Origin of the sequence: Kocuria salsicia, assembly GCF_007681555.1 — a bacterium.
GTDB classification, from domain to species: domain Bacteria; phylum Actinomycetota; class Actinomycetes; order Actinomycetales; family Micrococcaceae; genus Kocuria; species Kocuria salsicia.
Genome location: NZ_VELE01000008.1, coordinates 13,804 through 36,214 on the forward strand (window position 1 = coordinate 13,804; position 22,411 = coordinate 36,214).

Annotated in this window: 20 protein-coding genes and 1 pseudogene; 14 read left to right on the forward strand and 7 right to left on the reverse strand. The window is 68.8% G+C overall.

The window, feature by feature from the left end; genetic code table 11:
* Positions 1 to 61 precede the first annotated feature (61 nt).
* The 6 genes from FS770_RS10485 to FS770_RS10505 all read left to right on the forward strand — a co-directional run bounded on the left by FS770_RS10485 (position 62) and on the right by FS770_RS10505 (position 6,638).
* On the forward strand, positions 62 to 859 hold the full coding sequence (locus FS770_RS10485) for a carbon-nitrogen hydrolase family protein (protein ID WP_145011661.1): 798 nt from the start codon (positions 62 to 64) through the stop codon (positions 857 to 859).
* Positions 860 to 1,196: 337 nt separating this feature from the next.
* Positions 1,197 to 2,324 carry a Gfo/Idh/MocA family protein gene (locus FS770_RS10490; protein ID WP_145011664.1) on the forward strand — a complete coding sequence of 376 codons (1,128 nt, stop codon included), beginning with the start codon at positions 1,197 to 1,199 and terminating at the stop codon, positions 2,322 to 2,324.
* A gap of 67 nt (positions 2,325 to 2,391) precedes the next feature.
* Complete coding sequence (locus FS770_RS10495) at positions 2,392 to 3,804, forward strand: TIGR01777 family oxidoreductase (protein WP_145011668.1); 1,413 nt, start codon at positions 2,392 to 2,394, stop codon at positions 3,802 to 3,804.
* Positions 3,805 to 3,853: 49 nt separating this feature from the next.
* Positions 3,854 to 4,024, forward strand: coding sequence for a hypothetical protein (locus FS770_RS13785; protein ID WP_179229831.1), 171 nt, complete (start codon positions 3,854 to 3,856; stop codon positions 4,022 to 4,024).
* A complete protein-coding gene (locus FS770_RS10500; RefSeq protein ID WP_055085958.1) occupies positions 4,018 to 5,562 on the forward strand; it encodes a hemolysin family protein in 1,545 nt (514 codons plus the stop codon). The genes FS770_RS13785 and FS770_RS10500 overlap by 7 nt, the downstream gene beginning before the upstream one ends.
* A complete protein-coding gene (locus FS770_RS10505) occupies positions 5,559 to 6,638 on the forward strand; it encodes a hemolysin family protein (protein WP_055085960.1) in 1,080 nt (359 codons plus the stop codon). The genes FS770_RS10500 and FS770_RS10505 overlap by 4 nt, the downstream gene beginning before the upstream one ends.
* A 79-nt stretch (positions 6,639 to 6,717) precedes the next feature.
* Here the strand turns inward: FS770_RS10505 and FS770_RS10510 are convergent, their stop codons facing one another.
* Together FS770_RS10510 and FS770_RS10515 are read right to left on the reverse strand one after the other, a co-directional pair.
* A complete protein-coding gene (locus FS770_RS10510; protein WP_145011671.1) occupies positions 6,718 to 9,213 on the reverse strand; it encodes an MMPL family transporter in 2,496 nt (831 codons plus the stop codon).
* A 77-nt stretch (positions 9,214 to 9,290) separates the two neighbouring features.
* Positions 9,291 to 9,980 (reverse strand): TetR/AcrR family transcriptional regulator, encoded by a 690-nt coding sequence (locus tag FS770_RS10515; protein WP_094393343.1) that lies wholly within the window; start codon positions 9,978 to 9,980, stop codon positions 9,291 to 9,293.
* Between the two features lie 96 nt (positions 9,981 to 10,076).
* Here FS770_RS10515 and FS770_RS10520 point away from each other — a divergent pair, with 96 nt between their 5' ends.
* From FS770_RS10520 to FS770_RS10535, 4 genes are all read left to right on the forward strand, one after another.
* Positions 10,077 to 11,279, forward strand: coding sequence for a sensor histidine kinase (locus FS770_RS10520; protein ID WP_145011800.1), 1,203 nt, complete (start codon positions 10,077 to 10,079; stop codon positions 11,277 to 11,279).
* Complete coding sequence (locus tag FS770_RS10525; protein WP_145011673.1) at positions 11,276 to 12,160, forward strand: response regulator transcription factor; 885 nt, start codon at positions 11,276 to 11,278, stop codon at positions 12,158 to 12,160. Before FS770_RS10520 ends, FS770_RS10525 begins: the two co-directional genes overlap by 4 nt.
* A 170-nt stretch (positions 12,161 to 12,330) precedes the next feature.
* Complete coding sequence (locus FS770_RS10530; protein ID WP_238694030.1) at positions 12,331 to 13,128, forward strand: ABC transporter ATP-binding protein; 798 nt, start codon at positions 12,331 to 12,333, stop codon at positions 13,126 to 13,128.
* Positions 13,128 to 15,344 (forward strand): FtsX-like permease family protein, encoded by a 2,217-nt coding sequence (locus FS770_RS10535; protein ID WP_145011676.1) that lies wholly within the window; start codon positions 13,128 to 13,130, stop codon positions 15,342 to 15,344. Before FS770_RS10530 ends, FS770_RS10535 begins: the two co-directional genes overlap by 1 nt.
* A gap of 184 nt (positions 15,345 to 15,528) precedes the next feature.
* Here FS770_RS10535 and FS770_RS10540 read toward each other — a convergent pair whose 3' ends face one another.
* Complete coding sequence (locus tag FS770_RS10540; RefSeq protein WP_055085972.1) at positions 15,529 to 16,044, reverse strand: hypothetical protein; 516 nt, start codon at positions 16,042 to 16,044, stop codon at positions 15,529 to 15,531.
* A 587-nt stretch (positions 16,045 to 16,631) separates the two neighbouring features.
* Here FS770_RS10540 and mobC point away from each other — a divergent pair.
* The 3 genes and pseudogenes from mobC to FS770_RS10555 form a co-directional block, all read left to right on the forward strand.
* Positions 16,632 to 16,955, forward strand: coding sequence for a plasmid mobilization relaxosome protein MobC (mobC, locus tag FS770_RS10545; protein WP_145011679.1), 324 nt, complete (start codon positions 16,632 to 16,634; stop codon positions 16,953 to 16,955).
* Positions 16,952 to 17,698 (forward strand): relaxase/mobilization nuclease domain-containing protein, encoded by a 747-nt coding sequence (locus FS770_RS10550; RefSeq protein WP_145011682.1) that lies wholly within the window; start codon positions 16,952 to 16,954, stop codon positions 17,696 to 17,698. Before mobC ends, FS770_RS10550 begins: the two co-directional genes overlap by 4 nt.
* A 111-nt stretch (positions 17,699 to 17,809) precedes the next feature.
* Positions 17,810 to 18,001 (forward strand): annotated as a pseudogene (locus tag FS770_RS10555) (IS5/IS1182 family transposase); the annotation flags it as partial.
* Between the two features lie 121 nt (positions 18,002 to 18,122).
* On the opposite strand, the gene FS770_RS10560 reads toward FS770_RS10555, so the two are convergent.
* Positions 18,123 to 18,602 (reverse strand): YflT domain-containing protein, encoded by a 480-nt coding sequence (locus tag FS770_RS10560; RefSeq protein ID WP_094393349.1) that lies wholly within the window; start codon positions 18,600 to 18,602, stop codon positions 18,123 to 18,125.
* Between the two features lie 626 nt (positions 18,603 to 19,228).
* Here FS770_RS10560 and FS770_RS10565 point away from each other — a divergent pair.
* The gene (locus FS770_RS10565) at positions 19,229 to 20,320 is read left to right on the forward strand and encodes a hypothetical protein (RefSeq protein ID WP_094393350.1); all 1,092 of its coding nucleotides are present in this window, start codon (positions 19,229 to 19,231) and stop codon (positions 20,318 to 20,320) included.
* Between the two features lie 50 nt (positions 20,321 to 20,370).
* On the opposite strand, the gene FS770_RS14330 is transcribed toward FS770_RS10565, so the two are convergent.
* The 3 genes from FS770_RS14330 to FS770_RS10580 form a co-directional block, all read right to left on the reverse strand.
* Positions 20,371 to 20,712 (reverse strand): integrase core domain-containing protein, encoded by a 342-nt coding sequence (locus tag FS770_RS14330; RefSeq protein WP_161971385.1) that lies wholly within the window; start codon positions 20,710 to 20,712, stop codon positions 20,371 to 20,373.
* Between the two features lie 71 nt (positions 20,713 to 20,783).
* The gene (locus tag FS770_RS10575; protein ID WP_145011688.1) at positions 20,784 to 21,596 is read right to left on the reverse strand and encodes an IS5 family transposase; all 813 of its coding nucleotides are present in this window, start codon (positions 21,594 to 21,596) and stop codon (positions 20,784 to 20,786) included.
* 101 nt (positions 21,597 to 21,697) lie between these two features.
* Positions 21,698 to 22,240, reverse strand: a complete 543-nt coding sequence (locus FS770_RS10580) for a hypothetical protein (RefSeq protein ID WP_145011691.1) — start codon at positions 22,238 to 22,240, stop codon at positions 21,698 to 21,700.
* Positions 22,241 to 22,411: the final 171 nt, after the last annotated feature.

Below are 22,411 nucleotides of genomic sequence, written 5' to 3' on the forward strand. Positions count from 1 at the left end.
GCGTGTCTGCGGACGCGGCCCGCCCTTTCGGCGCCGGTATGCCCCGTCTAGGGTGACTGGCATGCGTATCGCACTCGGACAGCTGCTCAGCACCTACGACCCGCCGCAGAACTTGGAACGCGTCGCGGACCTCACGCGGCGCGCGGGCGAGGACAGCGCGGATCTCCTGGTGCTGCCCGAGGCCACCATGTTCGCCTTCGGACGCGCTCTCAAGGACGTGGCCGAACCGCTGGACGGCCCCTGGGGCACCGCCGTCTCGGATCTCGCGCGCAAGCACGGCGTGGCGATCGTCGCGGGCATGTTCACCCCGGGCAACGGCGAGCGCGTCCGCAACACCACCGTGATCGCCCTGCCGGACGGCACGGTGCACGGCTACTCCAAGATCCACCTCTTCGACGCGTTCGGCTTCCTCGAGTCGGACACCGTGGACCCCGGCGAGGATCCGGTCACCTTCGTGGTGGGCGGCACCACTGTGGGCGTGGCCACCTGCTACGACATCCGCTTCCCCCGCCTCTTCACCCGTCTGGCGCACGACGGCGCCCTGGTCACCGTGGTCGGCGCGTCCTGGGGTGACGGCCCGGGCAAGGCCGAGCAGTGGGAGCTGCTGGCACGCGCCCGAGCCCTCGACACGACGTCGTACGTGGTGGCCGTGGGCCAGGCGAACCCGCTCGCAGTGGGGGAAGAGAACCCCGAGAACGCGCCGCGCGGCGTTGGGCACAGCCTGGTGGCGGCCCCTGACGGCACCGTGGTGGCGTCCCTCGGGGAGGCACCGGACTACACGGTGGTGGACCTGGACCTGGACCTCGTGGAGCGCACCCGCAAGTCCATCCCGGTGCTGAAGAACGCGCAGGAGCTGTGAGGAGCAGGATCCTCGCTCCAGTGCCGGCAGCCCAGCTGCAGGCACACCACCCCATGCGTGCCTAAGATCAGTCAACTCGGCACGGGCCAGGTGGGCGCACGGGCGGTCGGCGGGTCGATGTGGTGACCGGTGCCGGCCGTCGACGAACGGGGTGTGCGGACAGCGACTGCAGTGTCGATTCTCGTGCGGGCGGTATCAGCCGTCGTGATCGTGGTTCTCCTGGCGGTCGCTGGCCTCTGCGCGGTGGGTGAACGCGCCCTGACAAGCCCCGGGAGCCGGTCCTAGAGTGAAAGACGAACACGTCAGAAGCCCTCGGAAGCCCTCGGAGGTCATAACCATGGTTGCCACCGTCCCGAACGACCGTCCCGTCCGTTTCGCCGTCGTGGGCGTGGGACAGATCTCCCAGCAGGCGTTCATCCCGGGCCTGTCCCGGATTGACGACGCCGAGCTGGCGGCTCTCGTGACCTCGAGCGCCGAGAAGGCCGAGGAACTGGGAAAGGAGTACGGCGTGGCCGTCTACTCCTACGAGGACTACCCGGCGCTGCTGGATTCCGGCGACATCGATGCCGTCTACGTGTCCACCCCCGTCTTCCGGCACCGCGAGTTCGCGGAACCGGCGTTGCGCAAGGGAATCCACGCACTCGTCGAGAAGCCCCTTGAGACCTCCGAGGAGGACTGCCAGGCAATGATCGACGCCGCGCAGGAGAGCGGGGCGACCTTCATGGTGGCCTACCGCCTGCACCAGGAGCCCGGGACCGTGGAGATGATCGAGAAGGTCCGGGACCAGAAGGTCATCGGCGATCCCCGCTACTTCTCCTCCGTGTTCTCGCAGGACATCACCGTGGAGAACCACCGAGGGCACTCCGGCTTCTGGGGCGGGCCCATCCCGGACATGGGCACCTACCCGCAGAACATGGTCCGCAACCTGTTCCACGACGAGCCCGTGGAGGTCTACGCCAAGGGCGTACGCACCCCGGGTCGCGAGTTCAACTTTGACGACACCGTGGCCGTGACCCTCACCTTCCCGGGCGACCGGCTCGCGCAGTTCACCATCTCCTACGCCTCCGAGTCCGCGGAGCAGTTCACCGTGGCGGGCACTGAGGGCGAGATCACCGCGCAGCCGTGCTTCGGATTCGGTCCGGACACCGGCATCCAGTACACGCTCACCAAGGACGGCTCCTCCGAGTCCTTCGCCCACGACCCCGTGGAGCAGTTCGGTGGCCAGGCCCAGTACTTTGTGGACTGCGTCCGCAGCGGCGTCTCTCCAGAGGCCGACGGCGAGGAGGGCCTGCTGGACGTGCGCGTCAACGCGGCCGTCCTGAAGTCCCTCGAGACGGGCGCCCCGGTCACACTGGAGCCACGTCGGCGTGAGCGCGTTGTCACCTCCGAGCAGGTTCGCAGGGTCTCCCCGGCGGACGAGCCCGGGGACGACGAGCTCGTGGACCAGATTCCGCAGAACGGCTGAGCCTCCCGCCGCTGCGCGCACCCGGACAACTCCTCCTTGGCTCCTTCGATGAACGGACGGTACGACCGTGACCCATCGCTTCACCCACGAAACCCGCGTTCCCCAGCCCCGTGAGAAGGTCTTCGCGTGGCACGAGCGCCCCGGTGCGCTGACCCGCCTTACCCCGCCGTTCGGTGGAGGCCCCGACCAGGTGCGCCAGGCGCCCTCGGACGGGATCAAGCCCGGCTCGGAGGCGAGGCTGGGTGTCTCCGTGCCGGGGACGTTCGGCACGGTGCACCTGCCGTGGACCGCCGAGCACGGCGAGTGGGAGCCGCCCCACTTCTTCACCGACCGCATGGTCAACGGACCACTGGGGGAGTGGGAGCACCGGCACGTCTTCGAGGAGTCGCCGCGGGGAGGCACGGTCGTGCGGGACGAGGTGACCGTGCGCCCCCTGCCGCAGTGGGCGGGAAAGCTCAACGATCTCGGCGAGCGCGCCATGACCCCGCAGCTGGAGCGGATCTTCGCGTACCGGGACCGGCAGCTGCGGGAGGACCTCGCGTTCCACGACCAGCACGACGGTCCCCGCCTGACGATCGCGGTGGCCGGCTCCTCCGGGCTGGTGGGAACCCAGGTCTGTGCGCTGCTCGAGACCGGTGGGCACACCGTGCTGCGCATGAAGCGCGGGGCCACCACCGGTGAGGGCGTGATCGGCTGGGACCCGGCCCGGGGCTTGCTGAACCCCCGGGACCTGGAGGGGGTCGACGTCGTGATCCACCTGGGCGGGCAGAGCATCGTCTCGCGCTTCACCGAGCAGAAGAAGCGCGAGATCCTCGACTCGCGCGTGGACAGCACCGCACTGATCGTGCGAGCGATGGGCCAGCTCCCCGCGGAGAAGCGGCCGCGCGCGTTCGTGGTCTCCTCCGCCGTGGGTTACTACGGAACGGGCCGCGGAGACGAGGTGCTCACTGAGGACTCGAGTTCCGGCGAGGGCTTCCTCGCGGAGGTCTGCCGCGAGTGGGAGAGTGCCGCCCACGGTGCGGCGGCCCACGGCGTGCGGGTGGTCAACGTGCGCACGGGGCTGGTGCTCTCGCCATCGGGCGGTCTGCTCCGGGCCCAGTTGCCACTCATGGAGGCGGGCCTGTCCGGACCGCTGGGCGGTGGGAGGCAGTGGCAGAGCTGGATCGGGCTGGACGACATGGCCGGCGCCATCGCCCACCTCGCTCTCACCGAGGACGCGGAGGGGCCGTTCAACGTGGCCGCACCGAACCCGCAGCGGCAGAAGAACTTCGCCAAGACCGTGGCGGGAGTGCTGCACCGGCCCGCCGTGGTCCCCACCCCGCTGGCCGGGCCGAAGGCGCTCCTCGGGGCGCAGGCCACCGAGGAGCTAGTGGCGGCCAGCCACCGGGTGGACGTCTCCAAGCTGCTGGGAACCGGCTACCGCTTCCGCCACGAGGATCTGCGCAACTGCGCTGGGCACCTGCTGGGCCGCACCGGTTGAACCCGGGGCGGCCTGCGAGGGGCGGGGCTGGATTCGGTATCCTGTTCTCGTGACATCTCACCACAACCGGCCCGCGGCGTACCTCGGTGCGCTCGCCTCGGCCGACGACAAGGAGTCGGACAGTCCCGGGCAGCGCCGCTGCTCCCCTGATCCCCTCCCCACAGACCCCTCGTCCTCCCTCCTGCTGAGCAGGGCCTCGAGCGGGGTGAGCCAGTGCTGAGCGCCTGGCTCCTGCTGCTCGTCTTCATCCTCCTGGTCCTCGCCAACGGCCTCTTCGTGGCCGTCGAGTTCGCCTTCCTCACCGTGGATCGCCAAGCCGTCCAGCGGGCGGAGCAGGCCGGTGACAAGCGCGCCGTCGTGATCGAGGAGAGCCTCAAGAAGACCTCCACCAACCTCTCGGGCGCCCAGCTGGGCATCACGGTCACGAGCCTCATGTCGGGTTACATCACCGGGCCGAGCCTGGGAACCCTCTTCGCCGAGGGCCTCGGCTGGGCGGGCGTTCCCGACGCCGTGGCGGTCGGAGTTGCCACGGTCGCCGCGTTCATCGTGGCCACCTTCAGCCAGATGGTGTTCGGCGAGCTCGTTCCCAAGAACTGGGCCATCGCGGACCCCATGCGCGTGACCCACGCCGTGGTGCTCCCGCAGAAGTTCTTCATGACGGTCTTCGGCTGGCTCGTGTCCATGCTCAACAGCTCCGCGAACTTGGTGCTCAAGGCGCTGGGCTTCACCCCCACCGAGGAGGTGGCCAACGCCCGCACGGCGGAGGAGCTTGCCTCCGTGGTGAGCCGTTCCGGGCGCGAGGGTACCCTGGACGCCGGCACCGCCGAGCTCGTGGCCCGCTCCATCGAGTTCGGCGAGCGCACCGCGGCGGACGTCATGCGGCCCCGTCCCCGCGTCACCTTCCTGAACGCCGAGGACACTGTGAAGCACATGCTGCTCACGGCATCGGAGACCGGGCACTCCCGCTTCCCGGTCACGGGCGAGACCGTGGACGACATTGTGGGCGTGGTGCACTACACCCACGCGCTCGCGGTGCCGTTCGACGAGCGGGGGGTCGTGCGGGTCGCGGATGTGTGCGTCCCCGCGGACGTGGTCTCCGAGTCCATGACCCTTGACCCGCTGATGCGCCAGCTGCGCGTGAAGGGCCTGCAGATGGCCGTGGTGGTGGACGAGTACGGCGGCACCGCCGGGATCGTCACACTGGAGGACCTCATCGAGGAGATCGTGGGCGAGATCGACGACGAGCAGGACACCCGCGTGCAGCGCTTCCGCCGCACGCGCGACGGCGGCCTGGTGGTCTCCGGGCTTCTGCGCCCGGACGAGCTGGGCGACGTGCTGCGCGTCGACATGCCCGAGGGCGAGGAGTCGGACACGCTGGGCGGTCTCATGGCTGAGGAGCTGGACCGGCTGCCCCGGGTGGGAGACACCCTCACCGTGGAGGCCGTGGACCACTTCCACCGCGACGACGACGACCTCCCCACCGAGGCCGAGATACGCATGGACGTCATGCGCATGGACCAGCACCGCGTGGACCGCATCCTGGTGCACCGCGTGGGCGGGAATCCGGACGAGCGCGGCGGCTCCACGACGTCGACGGCGTGGCAGCCGCCCGGCAGGCCGGACCCGCTGGGCGGGGACAACCGGGAGCCCGAGACGGCGGAGGAGTTCCGCCTCTCGCAGGGTGAGAACAGGGGAGCCCCTGGCTTCCACCGTGACGAGGACGTGTCGGACGTGGATCCCGGGGAGGAGCAACGATGACCACCAGCACAGCCATCATCATCCTGATCCTGCTGCTCGCGGGGAACGCGTTCTTCGTGGCGAGCGAGTTCGCCGTGGTCTCGGCCCGCCGCGACCAGCTGGAACCGCTGGCTGCGCGGGGCTCCAGCTCCGCGAAGTATGCCCTGAAGGGCATTGAGAACGTCTCCACGTCCCTGGCCGCCACCCAGCTCGGCATCACCGCGTGCTCGCTGCTGATCGGCGCCGTGGGCGAGCCCGCGATCGCTCACCTGATCGAGGTCCCCATGGAGGCGGTGGGCGTCCCCGAGGCGCTGCTGCACCCGATCGCCCTGGTCATCGCGCTGCTGATCGTGACCTTCCTGCACATGATCCTGGGCGAGATGGTGCCCAAGAACATCGCCATCGCGGTCCCCAGCCGCGTGGCACAGGTGCTCGGCCCCGTGCTGCACGGCTTCGTGGTGGTCTTCCGCCCCACCATCTGGGTCATGAACGAGACGGCCAACCACCTGGTGCGCTGGCTGTTCAAGGTGGAGCCCAAGGACGAGGTGGCCTCCGCGTTCACCTCCGACGACGTGCGCGGGTTCGTGGCGGAGTCCGGGCGCGAGGGGTTGCTGGACAACGACGAGATCCGGCTGCTCACCGGCGCCCTGAACTTCGAGAACAAGACGGCGGCGGACGTGGCCCTGCCCCTGACCGGCATGCGTACCGTACCGTTCGACATCACCGTGGCGGGTGTCGAGGAGCTGTGCGCGGAGACGGGCTACTCGCGCTTCCCCGTGCGGGACGCGGACGAGCGGCTCATGGGCTACATCCACACCAAGGACGTGCTGGGCCTGCCGGAGACGGCGCGCGAGCAGTCGATCCCCCCGGCCATCGTGAGGCGCTTCGCCCGCGTGGCCCCCGAGGACAAGCTGCGCAAGGTCACCCGCACCATGCAGGCCAAGGGCGCGCACTTCGCGCTGCTGGGTGAAGTGGCACGGGACTCCCGCACTTCCGACGAGTCGGTGTTCATCGTGGCCCTCGAGGACGTCCTCGAGGAGCTCGTGGGCGAGGTCCGGGACGCCACCAGCAAGCCGGAGCCGGGCACCGCGGCCTGACGCGAACCGGCCGTCGCCCCGCTGAGCGGGGCGACGGCCGGTTCGCGAGGCGCCGAACTCACTGGGTGGGCTGCGCAGGCTAGGAGGGCTGCGCAGGGCGCTCCAGGGAGGCACCCTCCACGTCCACGTCCGGGACGATCCGCTCCGCCCACTTCGGGAACCACCAGGCCTTCGCGCCCATGAGGTGCATCAGCGCCGGGATGAGCGTCATGCGCACCACGAAGGCGTCGAAGAGCACGCCCGCGGAAAGCACGAAGCCGATCGAGGCGATCATCGGGTCCCCGCTGAACACGAATCCCATGAACACACCGGTCATGATGAGCGCGGCGGCCACGACCACCCGGGCGCTGTGGTTGAAGCCCACGACCACCGCGGTCTTCCCGTCCCGGCCGTGGCTGTACGCCTCGCGCATGGCCGAGACCAGGAACATCTGGTAGTCCATGGCCAGCCCGAAGAGGATCCCGACCGCCAGGATGGGCAGGAAGCTCAGGATGGGCCCGGGCTCCGTGATGTTGAACAGATCACCCAGCCAGCCCCACTGGAACACGGCCACGGTGGCGCCGAAGGCCGCGAGCAGGGAGAACAGGAAGCCGATGGTGGCCGACAGGGGCACCCAGATGGAGCGGAAGACCAGGATCAGCACGATCAGGGACAGCCCCACCACGATCGCCAGGTACACCGGCAGCACCTTGAAGAGGTTCTCTGAGATGTCGATGTTCATGGCCGTCTGACCCGTGACGCCGAAGCTCGCCTCCCCCTCGGGGGTGTCCAGGCGCAGGTCTCGCAGGCTGTTGACCAGATCGGTGGTGGACTCGGCGCTGGGGCCCTCGTCCGGGATGATCTGGTACAGCAGCATGGAGTGGTCCTTGCTGATCGCCGCGGGCACCACGGCGGAGACGTGGTCCTGCTCGCGCAGCTGCTCACCCAGGTCCACCTGCAGGTCCTCGGCCTGCTCCTCGGTGGTGCCTTCCGGGAGGTAGGCGGCGGCGACGACGGTGCCGTTGCGGCCCGCGCCGAACTTGTCCTCCACGATTTTGTACGTCTTGTACGCGCCGGAGTCCGCGCTCTGGCTGCTGCCGTCCGGAAGGCCCAGCCGCAGCTGGGTCATGGGGACGGCGATGATCCCGAGCACGGCCACAGTGGCCAGGATGGTCAGCACCGGCTTGGCGAGCACCACCTTGAGCCAACCGCGCGGGGTGGTGTCCCGCTCGGCGGTCAGGGCGTGGGCTCGGTCTGCGGTGTGCTGCTCGTCCTCGCCCACGATCTCGGCGGCGTCACGGCGCAGCTGCGCGCGGCGCTGGATGGCGTCCCAGCGGCGTCGCGGCATGACCCGGCGCCCGATCAGGGACAGCATGGCCGGGGTCAGCGTCACGGCGACCACCACGGCCATGACCACGGCGAACGCGGCCACGTTGCCCATCACAGACAGGAACGGGATGCCCACCACGTTCAGGGCCAGCAGCGCGATCACCACGGTGGTGCCGGCGAAGAGCACGGCGTTGCCGCTGGTGCCCGTGGCCAGCGCGATGGACTCGTGCATGCCCATGCCGCGGCGCAGGTTGTTGCGGTGGCGGTTGAGGATGAACAGGGAGTAGTCGATGCCCACCGCGAGGCCCAGCATGGAGCCCAGTGCGGGGGTGGTGGAGTTCATGTCCACCACGTCCGAGAGCGCGAACGCCCCCAGGTAGGCCGCGCCCACGCCCACGAGCGCCATGAGCACGGGAAGTCCGGCCGCCACGAACGTGCCGAGCATGATGAGCAGGATGATCAGGGCGATCACCATGCCGATGATCTCGGAGGTCACGCCCATCTCGGTCATGCCCTCGAGGTTCTGGTCGAACTGCACGTCCAGTCCGTGCAGGTCCGTGTCCTCGAACGCGGAGCGGACTTCCGCGAGGGTGTCCGAGGAGACCTCGTTGATCTCGTGCTCGAACGTGACACCCGTCAGCGCGGTGGTGCCGTCCTCGGAGATCGAGCCGTACTCGCTCGTGAGATCGAGCTTCTTCTCGTTGCGCTCGAGCTCCGGCTTCTGCTCGTCGATCTTCTTCTTCTGCTCGTCCAGCTGCGCCTGCTGCTGGTCGATCTGCTGCGTGGCCGAGGCCGGGGCGTTGGCCGGGATCTTGGAGCGGGCGGCGTCGATCTGCTGCTGTGCGCCCGCCAGCTGCTTCTCGCCCTGCTCGAGCTGGGAGCGGCCGTCCTCGAGCTGTTTTCGGGCGTCGTCCACCTGCTTCTGCTGCGAGAACGGGTCCGTGGTGGAGTCCACCCCGTCGATGCCGTCCACCTTCTTCAGCGCGGCGGCCACCGCCTTCTGCTGCTGCTCGGTAATCTTGCTGCCGTCCGTGGTGGAGACGATGGCCTGACCCACCCCGGCGTCCGCGTTGACGTCGAACGCGCCGGCGAGGTCGTCCTGGACCTGGGCAGCCTTGGTCCCGGGGATCGTGATGCTGTTGCTCAGCTCGCCCTTGAAAGCGAAGAAAGCGCCCCCCAGGGCTAGCAGGATGACGAGCCAGGCGGTGATGACCACCCAGGCCCTACGGGCGGCGAAGCCGCCGATTCTGTACAGGAATGTCGCCATAACTCACTTATTCGGTCTCGGGAGCGGGTCGGCGGGCCCTTGCGGCCCCGCCGGTGGAATGGGGTGCGTTGGACGCGTTACAGCTGCGGCAGCCCGGCATCCACCTGCTGGAAGGCCCACTCGATGTGGGGGACGAGCTCTTCCGCCGGTGGGATGCGGTCCTTGACCTCCAATGGGGTCAAGGTTTCGCGGGGCAGGTGGTGGAGTGCGGGGCGTGCCAGGCCCAGGCCCAGGCCCAGGGCCAGGTTGGTCAGGTAGAGCCGCAGGCGCATCTGCTGCTCCAGGGAGAGCTGCGGATGCTCCGCTTCCACCTCGGAACTCGCGAGGCTCCCCATGCTGGTGAGCGTGAGGACCACGTGGCGGGTCAGGATCTCGCCGGAGTCCGGTGCGAGAGCGGCGGCCAGATGGACGAAACCGGTGAGGCACTCCAGCCCGGCTGGCGTGGCGAGGCGGATGAGGACGCGGTCACGGACGGCCGTGGGAAGCTCCGCCACGGGGGTGTCCGCGGGGACGTCCAGGCCGGAGAACAGGGGGGTGAGGTACTCCTCGATGCGCGTGAGCGCGGTGTCCTCGATGCTGTCGAAGTGGTTGAACACGGTGCGCTCCGAGACGCCCGCGCGGCGCACGAGGTCCTTGGTGCGCAGCCCGGCGAGACCGTTCTCCAGCACCAGCTCCTCCGCCGCGGCGAGGATGTCCCGGCGCGTGGCGGTGCGGCGTGTGCCCCGTCCGTCCTGTGTTCTCCCGCTGTGCGTGCATGGCCCGATCACGGTCTGAGAGTAACCGTGTTGGTGCAGTTACTGCAAATTTCTCGTGGGCCGACGACGACGTGGTGCGGGCTCCCCGCCGGATAGTGTGCTGCGGTGATGGTTCTGCACCTCAGACTGGCCCAGTGGATCGAGAACCACCCTCACATCAGCAATGCCCTGCTGGTGCTCGTGGGCGGCTTTGTCACGATCTTCTTCACGGTGTCCGCGCTGTGGGACGGGGTGACCTGGTGGTGCATGCTCGTGTGCTGGCTGCCACTGTTCTTCCGCCGGGCCGCACCCACGGTGGTGGCGTACCTCCACGGGGCACTCGTGCTGCTGAGCCTGCTCGCGTTCAACGTGGCTCCCGTGGGTCTGTGCCTGTGGTCCGTGCCGTGCGTGGTCTACACCGCCGCCATCCGCTCGCCCCGGCGGGCCCGGCGCGGCGTCTACCTCGCGGCCCTGCTGGGCAGCGCGGTGCTGGGGTGGCGCAGCAACCACTGGTTCCTGTTCCTCCCCGAGAACTACTCCACGGCCGAGTGGGCGATCGTGGGCACGATGTTCGGTGTCAGCTCCGCGGCCTGCGTCACGGTGGCGTACCTCGCGGGAGACCTCGCCCGGGGCCGGCGGCAGCGGCGCGAGCAGCTCGAGGACCGTGCCCGCAGGCTCGAGATCGAGCGAGAGCAGGAGGTGCGGATGGCGGCCCAGGACGAGCGGGCAAGGATTGCCCGGGAGATGCACGACGTCGTCGCCCACTCCCTGTCCGTGGTGATCGCCCAGGCGGACGGCGCGCGGTACGCGGCGGCGTCGGACCCCGGCGTGGCCGTGGCGACCCTCGGCACCATCGCGGACACCGCACGCGGCTCGCTCACCGAGATGCGCAGACTGCTGGGCGTGCTGCGCACCGAGGACGCCACGGGGACCTCGCCGGTGCCGCAGCTGGAGCAGATCGAGCACCTGGTGGCGTCCGTGCGGGACGCCGGGCTGCCCGTGGAGCATCGCGTGAACGGGGAGCCGGCCCTGTCCGCCGGCGCGCAGCTCACGCTCTACCGGGTGGCCCAGGAGGCCCTGACCAACGTGCTGAAGCACGCGTGGCAGGCCTCCTCCGTGCGTATCGTGGTGGAGCACCGCCCGGACGGTTCCTGGGCCGAGATCACCAACGACGGCGCCGCGAGCACCAGCCGAACGCCCCGCGGGGGCTACGGGCTGCAGGGGTTGCGCGAACGTGTGGACCTCCATGGCGGCTCCCTCACCGCGGGCCCGCACCCCGATCGTCCGGACGTGTTCGTCGTCCGGGTTACCCTGCCCGGGGAGGAGAAATGACGACAGCGCCGCCCGTGAGGGTTCTCATCGTGGACGACCAGCCGCTCGTGCGCGGCGGCTTCCGCATGCTCGTGGACTCGCAACCGGACCTCACCGTGGTGGGGGACGTGGGCGACGGCGTGGCGGCCGTTGACGCCGTGCGCCCCGGGCTTGCCGTGGCTGGGGCTCCGGACGTGATCCTCATGGACGTGCGGATGCCACAGATGGACGGGATCGAGGCCACGCGCGAGATCCTCGCCCTCGCCCCGCAGGTGCGGATCATCGTGCTCACCACGTTCGACCTCGATGAGTATGCACTTGAAGGCATACAGGCTGGTGCGAGTGGTTTTCTGCTGAAGGATGCCCGCCCCGAGGAGCTCTTGGACGCCGTCCGCACGGTTGCGCGCGGGGACGCGGTGATCGCGCCGTCCACCACGCGGAGGCTGCTCTCCCACCTGGTCTCGGGGGCGGGCCGCTCGGTCGCCACCACGTGCGAGTCGGCCGACGGCCCGGGTGGTCGTTCCGGCAGCGCGGGTGCTGTGCCCCCCGGGGACGGTTCGGGTGGCACGGGTGGTTCAGGCGGTGCGGCCGGCGGTGCCGGGGCGTCCGGTGGCTCCGGGGTGCCGGGCGCGGACGTGATGGTGGGTCCGGGCGGCGTGGTGACGAGCGCCGGGAACGATCCGTGGCGGGACCCGCGGTTGCAGGGCCTCACCTCGCGCGAGCGCGAGGTCTTCGAGCTGATCGGCGCGGGGTGCTCCAACGCGGAGATCATGCAGCGGCTCTCCCTCTCCGAGCCCACGGTCAAGACGCACGTGTCCCACATCCTCTCCAAGCTGCAGGCCCGGGATCGGGTGCAGGCCGTGGTGATCGCCTACGAAACCGGTGTGGTGCTGCCGGGCTGAGTCCCGGGCGGGGCACGGCCACGACGGGTGTGGCGCCGCCCGGCTGGGTCCGGGCCTCATCCCCGGGTATGAGAGCCGCGGGCGCGCTGTGGCTCACGCCACGGCACGCAGGGCGCAAGCTCGTACCCCCGTTCGATGAACGGGCGGATCCGGCGCACCACAATGACGTCATGACTTCTCCTGAGCCCTCACTCGCCCGCTACGACAACCCGCCCTGGTCCGAGACCAGCCAGCCCGCCCAGACCACCCAGCCCGCCGCGAGCGCCCCGCGGCGCATCGCCGTGAGCGCCGCGCACGTCTCCCGCACCTACGGGACCGGGGGCACCGAGGTGGCGGCCCTGCGGGACGTGAGCCTGGAGATCCCCGCGGGCACGTTCGTGGCCGTGATGGGTCCCTCCGGCTCCGGCAAGTCCACGCTCGTGCACTGCCTGGCCGGCCTGGACTCCCCGGACCGCCACCCGGAGACGCGGATCGTGGTGGGCGGCCAGGACATCGCCGGGCTCTCCGACGACCAGCTGACCCGCTTCCGCCGCGACCACGTGGGCTTCGTGTTCCAGGCGTTCAACCTGGTCCCCACGCTCACCGCCCGGCAGAACATCGAGCTGCCCCTGGCACTGGCCGGCAAGAAGGTGGACACCCAGCGCCTCGACGCGCTGGCCACCACCCTGGGCATCACCGAGCGCCTGGACCACCGTCCGGACGAGATGTCCGGCGGTCAGCAGCAGCGTGTGGCGATCGCCCGTGCCCTGCTCTCCCAGCCGGACGTCGTGATTGCGGACGAGCCCACCGGCGCGCTGGACTCGGCCACGTCCCTGGAGGTGCTGGCCCTGCTGCGCCGGTGCGTGGACGACCTGGGCCAGACCGTCGTCGTCGTCACCCACGACGCCACCGTGGCCGAGGCCGCGGACCGCGTCCTGCGTGTGCGCGACGGTGAGATCTTCTCCGACGACGCCCAGGAGGCCAACTGATGCTGCGCGTGGTTCGATCACGGCTCACGCAGCAGTGGAGCCGCTACGTCCTCGTGGTGATCTGCGTGGCGGTGTGCGCGGCCTTCATGACCGCCGCACTGGGCCTCGCGAGCACCCTCTCCGCGAGCCTCGCCTCGAGTCTCGCGGCACCCTACAAGAACGCCGACGCCGTGGTGAGCACCCCGGACAGCGAGCAGGCGCCCGCCAGCGCGGACGCGCAGCAGCTGCAGACGATCGAGGCGCTGCCGGACGTGAAGAGCGCGTGGTCGCCCACCACCAAGATGGTGCATGCGAAGTCCTCCGGGACGGACACCGGCGCCACCCAGGTCAACGACCTCCCTGCTGACACCTCCCTGGTGCCGGCGGGCCTCAAGGACGGCTCCTTCCCGGACGCCGCGAACCAGATCTCGGTGTCCGAGGGCACCGCCAAGGCCATGAACGTGGGCGTGGGGGACACCGTCCAGCTGGAGCAGTACGGTTCGGAGGACGGCACCACCGCGGACTACAAGGTCAGCGGCATCACGGACCAGACCGCCTCCGGAGGCGTGCCGGACTGGTACGTCACGGCGGCCGGGCTCAAGACCGTTCCCGGTGAGGGCATGGACATGGGCGGTGGGATCCTGCTGCGCACGGACGACACCCCGGACGAGGACCAGCTGGCCCAGTTGGCCACCGAGATCAACCGGATCCTGGGCACCGGTCAGGGCGGTCAGCCCGCGCTGACGGTGCAGACTCCGGACCAGATGGCGCAGGACCTCCTGGACGACATGTCCCAGGGCACCGACGTGCTGGCCATCTTCCTGGCGCTGTTCGCCGGGCTGTCCGTGCTGGTGGCGCTGCTCGTGGTCACGAACACCCTCTCCGTGCTCACCGCCCAGCGTGCCCGCGAGCTCGCCCTGCTGCGGTGTGTGGGGGCCACCGGGTCCCAGCTGCGCCGCGCGGTGCTGCTGGAAGGCCTCGTGCTGGGCGTGGTCTCCTCCGCGCTGGGTGTCGGTGCGGTCACCGCCCTGGTCGTGCTTGCCCGCACCGTGGTCTCCACGGGGTCGCTGGAGCTCACGCTCACCCCGCGGGATGTCGTCGTGGGTCTCGTGACGGGCGTCCTGCTGACCGTCGTCGCGTCGCTGGGCCCGGCCCGGCGTGCCCGTGGCGCCTCCGCCCTGGACGGGCTGCGCGGTTCCCGGGCGGCGGACGGGCTGCCCGTGGTGCGCACGGTCTTCGGGGCGGTCGTCCTGATCGCCGGTGCCGCGGCGCTCGTCTTCGGTGCCACCCAGCACAGTGCCGGGTGGGGCATCGCCGGTGGTCTCGCGGCGTTCCTCGGCGTGGTGCTGACTTCCCGCGCCTACATCCCCTCACTGGTGCGCGGGGCCGGGAAGGCACTTCCCGGCGGGATCCCCTCCCGCCTGGCCGCCGCCAACGCTGCGCGCTACCCCACCCGCACGAGCACCACGGCCACGGCCCTGCTAATCGGCGTGCTGCTTGTCTCCACCGTTCTGACCGGTGAGCACGTGGCCCGCGTGAACCTGCTTGAGCAGCTTGATCAGGAACGGCCCGTGGACATCTCCGTACCGGCGCAGGTGGGTGAGCTCAGCCAGCAGCAGGTCCACGATCTCGGGGCCCTGCCCAACGTGCTGGGTGTGCAGACCGGCGGGAACCTGCCGGACGGCGCCAGCGCGAGCGTCGACGCTGCGCAGTACCTCAACGTGCAGCAGGCCACGGACCTGCGACGCTCTGTGGCGGACGTCCTGCATGTGAGCAGCACCCAGCTCAGCGGCGCCCTCATGGAAAAGGCCGGCTACGTGGCGGTCCTGGACACCATGCTCACCGTGGTGCTCGCTCTGCTTGCCGTGGCCGTGGTGGTCTCGGTGCTGGGCATAGCCTCCACCACATCCCTCTCCGTGCTGGAGCGGGCCCGGGAGAACTCGCTGCTGCGGGCGCTGGGGCTGTCCAAGCGCCAGCTCGGGGCCCTGATCCGGCTCGAGGCGCTCGTGATCTCGCTGGTGGCCGCAGTGGTCGGACTCGTGGCCGGGTGGCTGTTCGGTGTGCTGGGCGTGATGTCCCTCTTCACAGAGGGCATGACCGTGCGACCGGTGGTGCCCTGGGGAGGCTTCCTCCTGATCCTCGCCGGGGCCGTGGTGGTGGCGGTGCTCGCCTCCGCCCTGCCGGTGCTCAGGGCCACCAGGCTCAGCCCGGTGGAGGGCATGGCCCGGGCGGACTGAGAAATCTGCGGGCTGGCCGAGTGGCAAGGGGGCGGTCACTCTGTTCTTCAGCTCCCTCACTCCCAGGCTGGACGGTAGGCCCCGTCAAAAACAACACCACAGAACAAAATGAGGAAGAGCTGAGGGCAGGAAAAGAATGAGGGTGAGCGAAGCGAGCTCCATTGCCCGCCTTGTGAGTCACTCTCTAGGCGAGTGCCGGCTTCGGGTAGGTCTCATCGAACCAGTCGATGAACTGCTTGACCGTTCCTACCTTGGAGATTCGCTCGTGGATGGCTTTCTGATCGTGGCCTGGCAGGAAGTCACCTCGACCGACGGCCTTGCCGCATCCGCACTCGCACAGGCGCTCATCGAGGGGTGAAGTGATGTACCCGACCGGGTTGCGCTGGCCCTTGATGGGTGCATCTCTCCCTACGTACTGGTCGTAGACGGGATGTCCCGGAGCCAACGGGTGCCCCGTCAATGCCCGTCGTGTAGGAGTCGGAACGATCTCATCGATCTCCACGGCGAAAACCACTTTCCCGTCATGAGAAAAGAGCGCGTAGCTCTCCCGATCGGCGCGCCGGCCCAGCACCCAGCACGAGCGATTGACGTCGTACAGGGCCTGTGGGCTGGCCTGCGGGTCGTACCCGTTCCATGTGCGCTCCATCTCATCGACGGCGGGATCCAGCTCGCGCCGGGGACCAAGAGTGAAGTGAAGCATCGAACATCCTCCATCATAGGTAATACCCTTGTTTACCGGGGTATGCGGTTATCGTAACGCATAACCGCTCACCCCGGGGTCCGCGGTTATTGCCCTAGGGGCTCGGGGCTGCCCCTGCTCTGTCGAGACCCAAGGGCGTGATCGTCTTCCGCTGCGCTGCAGACGATGCGTGGTGGTGTCCTGGCCCTGGCTCTGTCCTCCTGCGTCGGTCAGGCCCAGAACCCCACCACGCCCCCCGTTTCAGCGCGCTGTTCTCCTCCTTCGTCGGGGCGCTGAAACGGAGATGTTGGATATGATTGTCCGTAACGGAAAACCTGGCGCACCGCTCGTTCCTCGCTGCCAGGTGTTCCCGTTCCGGTCAATCCCCTTGCTCCTGGGGAGGGCTGGTCTCGACCCCTTGGCGGGGTCTCGGAAGGGTGGTCCTGTTGGGCTTGTTCTCACGTCGTTCGAAGCAGCCGGGCACGGTTCCGTCGGGGTCCGGGAACCGGTGGGAGGAGCTGCTCGAGGAGCAGCCCCTCGCCTCACCGGACCCGGAACCGACTGCTGCGGAACCGGCGCCTCGGGTGCGGGGTGCTGGTGGGCGGCCGGTGGCGGTGGAGCCGCGCACCCGGCGGGTATCGATGTCGTTGACCGAGGCCGAGCACCGGGCATGGACAGAGGCCGCCGGCGGGCAACGGGTCTCGGTGTGGGCTCGGGAACGAGTCCAGGAACAGCTCGAGGCGAGCACCCCGGGGGCGGGTGAGGTGCAGGAGTTGGCGAGGATCCGGGCGGATCTGGCGCGGGTGGGGTCGAATCTGAACCAGTTGATGCGCGCGGTGAACCAGGGGCAGGTCGTCCCGACCCCGCAGCTGCACGAGGCCGTGGAGGCCCTGGCTCAGGAACTGGGCGCGTTACGGAGGGCGTTGCCGTGATCGCGAAGATCACCCGGGGGTCGAACCCGGGCAACATCGGCGCCTACCTGCATGGGCCGGGGCATGCCAATGAGCACTTCTACGAACGCAACGGGGGCCGGTATGCCGGTGGTGTGGTCGTGGGCGGGAACGTGTTCGTGACCGGGGATGCGGATGAGAAGGCGTGGGTGAAGGAGATGCGCGCGGCGATGCGCACCCGCCCGGAGATCACGAAACCGATCTGGCAGGCCTCCCTGCGCAACACTGTCGAGGATCGGCGGTTGACGGATGCAGAGTGGGCGCAAGCAGGCCAGAGCTTCGCGGAGTCAATGGGCTTCGCGGAACACCCGTGGGTGATGGTCCGCCACGCCGATGATCACGTGCATGTGGTGGTGTGCCGGGTCAGTGACGAGGGGACGGTGTGGCACGGTCGCAATGACCGGCGTGCGGTTCAGAGTGCGTGCACCCGCCTGGAGTTGGAGCACGGGTTGCAGACCGCGCCGCGGCGCCGCGCGGCGGGCCGCGGTAAGCGCTCGGTGGCCGCGGTGCGTCAGCAACAGGAGCAACAGGCGGAGGTGGTGGCGGCCCGCCGCGCGGAATGGAAGCAGATCCGCAAGTTCGTGAAGCTGGACAACCCGGCACCCCGGAAACAGTCCCCGAAGCCTCAGCAGCAACAGCGGGTAGCCCCGCCTCATCCGTTGGAGCAGGCGCAGCACCTTCGTCGCCCCGGCCCCGGCCGAGAGGACCGTGGACGGGGTCTGTAGCTGGTCTTAGAGGTCGCGTGGGTAGGGCGCGGCTTGTCGGGGATGTGACGCAGGCACGGGATGTCCGCTTCGATGTGGATTGCCTAGATCTACGTCGTCGCGAGGAGTCCCGTGCCTGCGGTGCCAGCATCGTTCATCGAGCCGTTGTGGGTCCAGTTCGAGGCCCTGATTCCTGCGCGGGTCGACACCCATCCGTTGGGGTGTCACCGGCGGCGGATACCGGACCGGGTGGTGTTCGACAAGCTCGTGGCCCGGCTCGTGCTGGGCGGCTCTTACCACAGGCACGCCGACGACCCTGCTTCCCGGCGAGATCCGCTCCTGAATCCGCCCCAGCGGTGAGTGTCGGGGGAGCGCAGAGGGCCACGGCCCTCAGCACTTACTCGGGCGTGGGCCAGCACCCGGTCCGGGCCCGGGCCTTTGGCGGTCAAGTCGTGGGACGGCTGGCGTCGAGCTTGGCCGTGGCCGCCTCGACGTACTCGGCCTCCACGAGGATCTCGTAGGAGGACGCCTCCAGGCCCTGGACGCTACTGAAGTCCCGGCGCCCGCCGGTGGCCGCGTGACCCAGCAACCCGAAGATCAGCCCCCACACCGCGCCCAGGAGCACCGCCCACAGGATTACCGACAGCCACCCCACGACCGTGAAAAGACCCAACAGCAAGCCAATGAGCAATCCCAGCCAGGCCCCGGAGGCGGCCCCGTACAGGGCGGCCTTGCCGTAGGTCATCCGCCCGGTGACCTGCTCAACCAGGCGCAGATCGGTGCCGACCAAGCGCACGTGCTCAACCGGGAACCCGGCGTCGGAGAGTCGATCGACAAGGCGCTGAGCCTGGTCATAGGAGGGCACTGTGCGCAGGACCTGGTAATGAGCCGAAGCAGTAGGTGGAAGAGGGGAGGGATGGGACATTTTCATCGTTTCCTGTTCGTGGTGACGATCCGACCCGGACGGTGGCCTGCACCCGGGGTTGCCGGGCACCTGAGTCGGGAGTGGACTCTCAGGGCCTTACAAAATGTCGCAGACCTTACCAGGATAAGCATATTTATCTCTGCAGTAAACGCCCGGCCCGTCTTCGGCGCCTCGTGCCACACATGCCTTCCCGCTCGGGTTGCGGCGGGCCATAATTCGCCTTTCACGTGCCCGGCTTGCCGTCTTCGGAGCTGGGCCTTGACACCCCTGCACCGGGTACCCCCGCATCAGTACCGCACCTGCCGCTGGGCAGTCGATGCATCACCTGTCCGAACGGAATCGACCGGCCCCACGCTGATCACTGCTCCCACACTGCCGAAGCACTTCAACCGATCCGTCACTGCAGCATCATCGAGAAGCCGTCCTCGACACCGGCAGGTCCCGGGCCCGCTGGCTGTGATGTCTTCGCGCTGGCGGCGTCGGCGGGGAGAGGATTTCGCAGTGAGCAGCACCGCTCTTTCCGGGATCGAGGCGACCACCGAATCCGGCCCGCGGTGCTGCACGAAACCTTGGGGGCTCCATCGAGCCAGTGGCAGTCCGGCCCGTGGTTGCCTCACAATGGAGCGATGACTGCTGAGCGTTGCCGATCCACCGCCGATCCTGCCGAACCCCTTTCCGATGCCGAGCTGCTCATCGGCCTGGTGGTCTCACCATCCCTGAGTGCGGTGCTCGGCCCCGAGGTCACCACCTCGGTGCGCGAGATTTTGGTGCAGCGGTATCCGGGAGTGCGCTGGCAACTGAAGATGGCCGAAGACCGGCTGGTCGATCCACCCACCGAGACCTTGGACCTGCTGGAGGCGGCCCGAAACCGCGTGCTGGAGGAGAACTGGGATTTGGCCGTGGTGCTCACCGAGATCCCCCTGAAGACCGGCCGACGTCCGGTGCTCACCCAGCTCAGCCCCGTGCACGGGGTGGGACTGGTCTCCGTCCCAGCCCTGGGAGCCGTGCACGTGCGGCAGAAGGTGCAAGAGACCACCGTGCACGTGGTCGGGCAGCTCCTGGGCTACGACGCCGAAGACCTCAACGCCCAGCGGGATCTTGCTCGAAGAGCCCACCAGCTGTCCACCGATCTCGACGAACGCCCGGATGACAACGTCGTGCAGTTCACGGCCCGAGTGCTGAGCAGCAACGTGCGGTTGCTGCTGGGCATGATCCGCGCCAACCAGCCTTGGGCCTTCGTGACCCGGCTCTCCCGGGCGCTGGTCGTGGCAGCGGCCACCGGCATGCTGACATTGGTGGCCTCGGACCTATGGGTACTGGCCATGGCCTACGGGCCGGTGCGCCTGGTCCTGCTGGCGGTGATGGCGATCGGGGCGGTGAGTGCCACCCTGATCCTGGGAGCCGACTTGTGGGAGCGCCCACGGCGGCGAGCCCAACGTGAGCAGGTGATCCTGTTCAATTTGGCCACCACCGCGACCGTGGCCATCGGGGTTGTGGTGTTCTACCTCGTCTTATTCATCCTGTCCTGGGTCGGCGCGCTGCTGCTCATCGACGAGCAGGTACTGGCCGGTGTCGCCGGTCACCCAGTGAACGCTTTGGACTACGCGAAGATCAGCTGGCTCACCGCCAGCCTGGCCACCGTGGGCGGAGCACTAGGAGCTGGACTGGAGGACGAAGATGTGGTGCGCGCCGCTGCCTACACCCGGTCCAGCACCTGACACAGCCCCAGCACAGAAGAAACTGAAACATCTACGCGTTGATGCCACGTCTATGCAGGTGTCATTGCCGGTCGCGATGACTTGGTGGGCTCAGCGCAGTGCGCTGCCTCGTACTCGGCGGGTGGGGCGTTGCCGAGGCGGGTGTGCGGGCGGGCGCTGTTGTACCTGTCGATCCAGGCCAGGGTGAAGCACTCGACGTCGTCGACGGATCGCGGCGGTCCGGGCTGAAACCGGGAATGATCCCGGACCGCTTCGTTTGACGAACGCAGGAGGTGTCTAAAAGTGCGCTGTCCGCCGTGGGAAGCGACGATCTTCTCGCGACTGGTTACCGGCGCCTGGTCATTGCCAACATGCGGCAAAGCCTTGTGGTATCCGTGTAGGGCGATGACCACCTGCGCCTGGCCGTGGAGGATGAGTAAGAGGTTCCGCCATTAGGTCATGGTCGTCGGGTCGGGCGGGTGGCCTAGCGGTGGGTGGTCCAGGCCTCGCGGAGGAGCCTGCGAGTGATGATGATGGCGTTGGCCAGGGGGATGAACGCCTCGATTACCCGGATACGTTTCTCGGTGCAGACGGCCAGCTTCTGGAACCCGCGGTTGTGCCAGGAGTTCGTCCGTTCCACCACCCACCTGGACGTGTTCTGGATCGGGGCGGGCACGCCCTTGGCCGCGATCCTGGCTTCACAGCCGAGCTCGGCGAGCAACCCCCGGGTGCCCTTCGAGTCGTAGTCGGCGTCCAGGTGCACGGTGATCCGCTCCGGCAGGTCGAAACCGAACCGGGACAGCGTCTCCAACGTCGGGCGCAGCAACGGGGAGTCGTGGCGGTTGGCCGGGGCCACCACGGTACCCAGCGGGATCCCGGCGCCCTCGACCAGCAGCGACCGTTTCGTGCCCTGCTTGCCGCGGTCCACCGGTGACCGCCCGGCGGCCTCGCCACCGCACGGGGCCTTGGTGATGCACCCGTCCACGGCCAAGTTCTCCAGCTGGAGCCCGACCATCTTCTCGTAGCCCTCCAGACAAAACTGTTCCAGCTCCTTTAAGGCTCCGGCCTCGATCCACTCATCACGCCGGCGGCGGATCGTGGTAGCCGAACACGTCGTGTCGGAGATCCTCTCGTAGGCGGCCCCGGGGACGAGGACCTGGACCAGCTTGTCGAACACCACCCGGTCCGGGATCCGTGGCCGGTGGCAACCCAATGGATGCTCGTCCGCCACAGCAGGGATCAGCATCTGGAACTGGTCCCAGATGGGTTCGATGATGCACGATGGAACGGCAGGCACGAGTGCTCCTCGTCAACACACTGATTCTCAACAAATCCGTGTTTACCAGGCCTCGTGCCTGTCTCATGCCACCGCTCCACCACACCTATCGGCGGAAGCTCTTAGGCCGAGAAGATGCGGGAAAAGAACCCGCGGCGCGGCTCTTGAGAGGTCACGGGTGTGGTGGGTCCCGGGGATGCTTCCGGCTCCTCGGCCGGCCTGGCACGAGCAGGCTCGGGAGCCGTAGGAGCCTGTGGTGTGTGGGAGCTCTGCCCGGTGAGCATCCGCAGCGCTATGCGTTCGGTTTCGTTGGCGATCTGGAGGGCATCGAGAGCTCGGCGGCGTTCTTCGGCTCGTGCTTCAGCAACTTCGGCGCGACGGCGCCATTCCTGGACCTCAGTTTCCAGCTCACGGACGCGCTCGAGCAGACGCCCCGTGTTTTCCGATCCCTCCGAGGGCTGAGGAGACGGCGTCGATGGTCCGGCCTGTGAGGCGGTATGGAAACCTTCGCCGTGGATAAGGCCCACGGCGATGAGTGCGGTCATGGGCACCTGCCACCCGGTGGAGGTGATGGTGGCCCCTGCTCCTTCCAGCTCGGTGCGTCGTCGGCGGAGGGTGCTCACACTGACACCTGCCACATCGGCGGCTTCCTTCATGGTGAACACCGCACTGGAACCCCCTGATACCCCTTTCTGGCTAGGGGTCACGTTGCTGGGGGTATCACTGTGGGTAGCCATGGGGCCCATCATGGCACCCCTTCATGGGAGAGCCTGGTACCCCGGCGTGGAACCCCTGGCACCGGGTTCACGGCCAGCTGTTTTTCCTGACCGGCCATA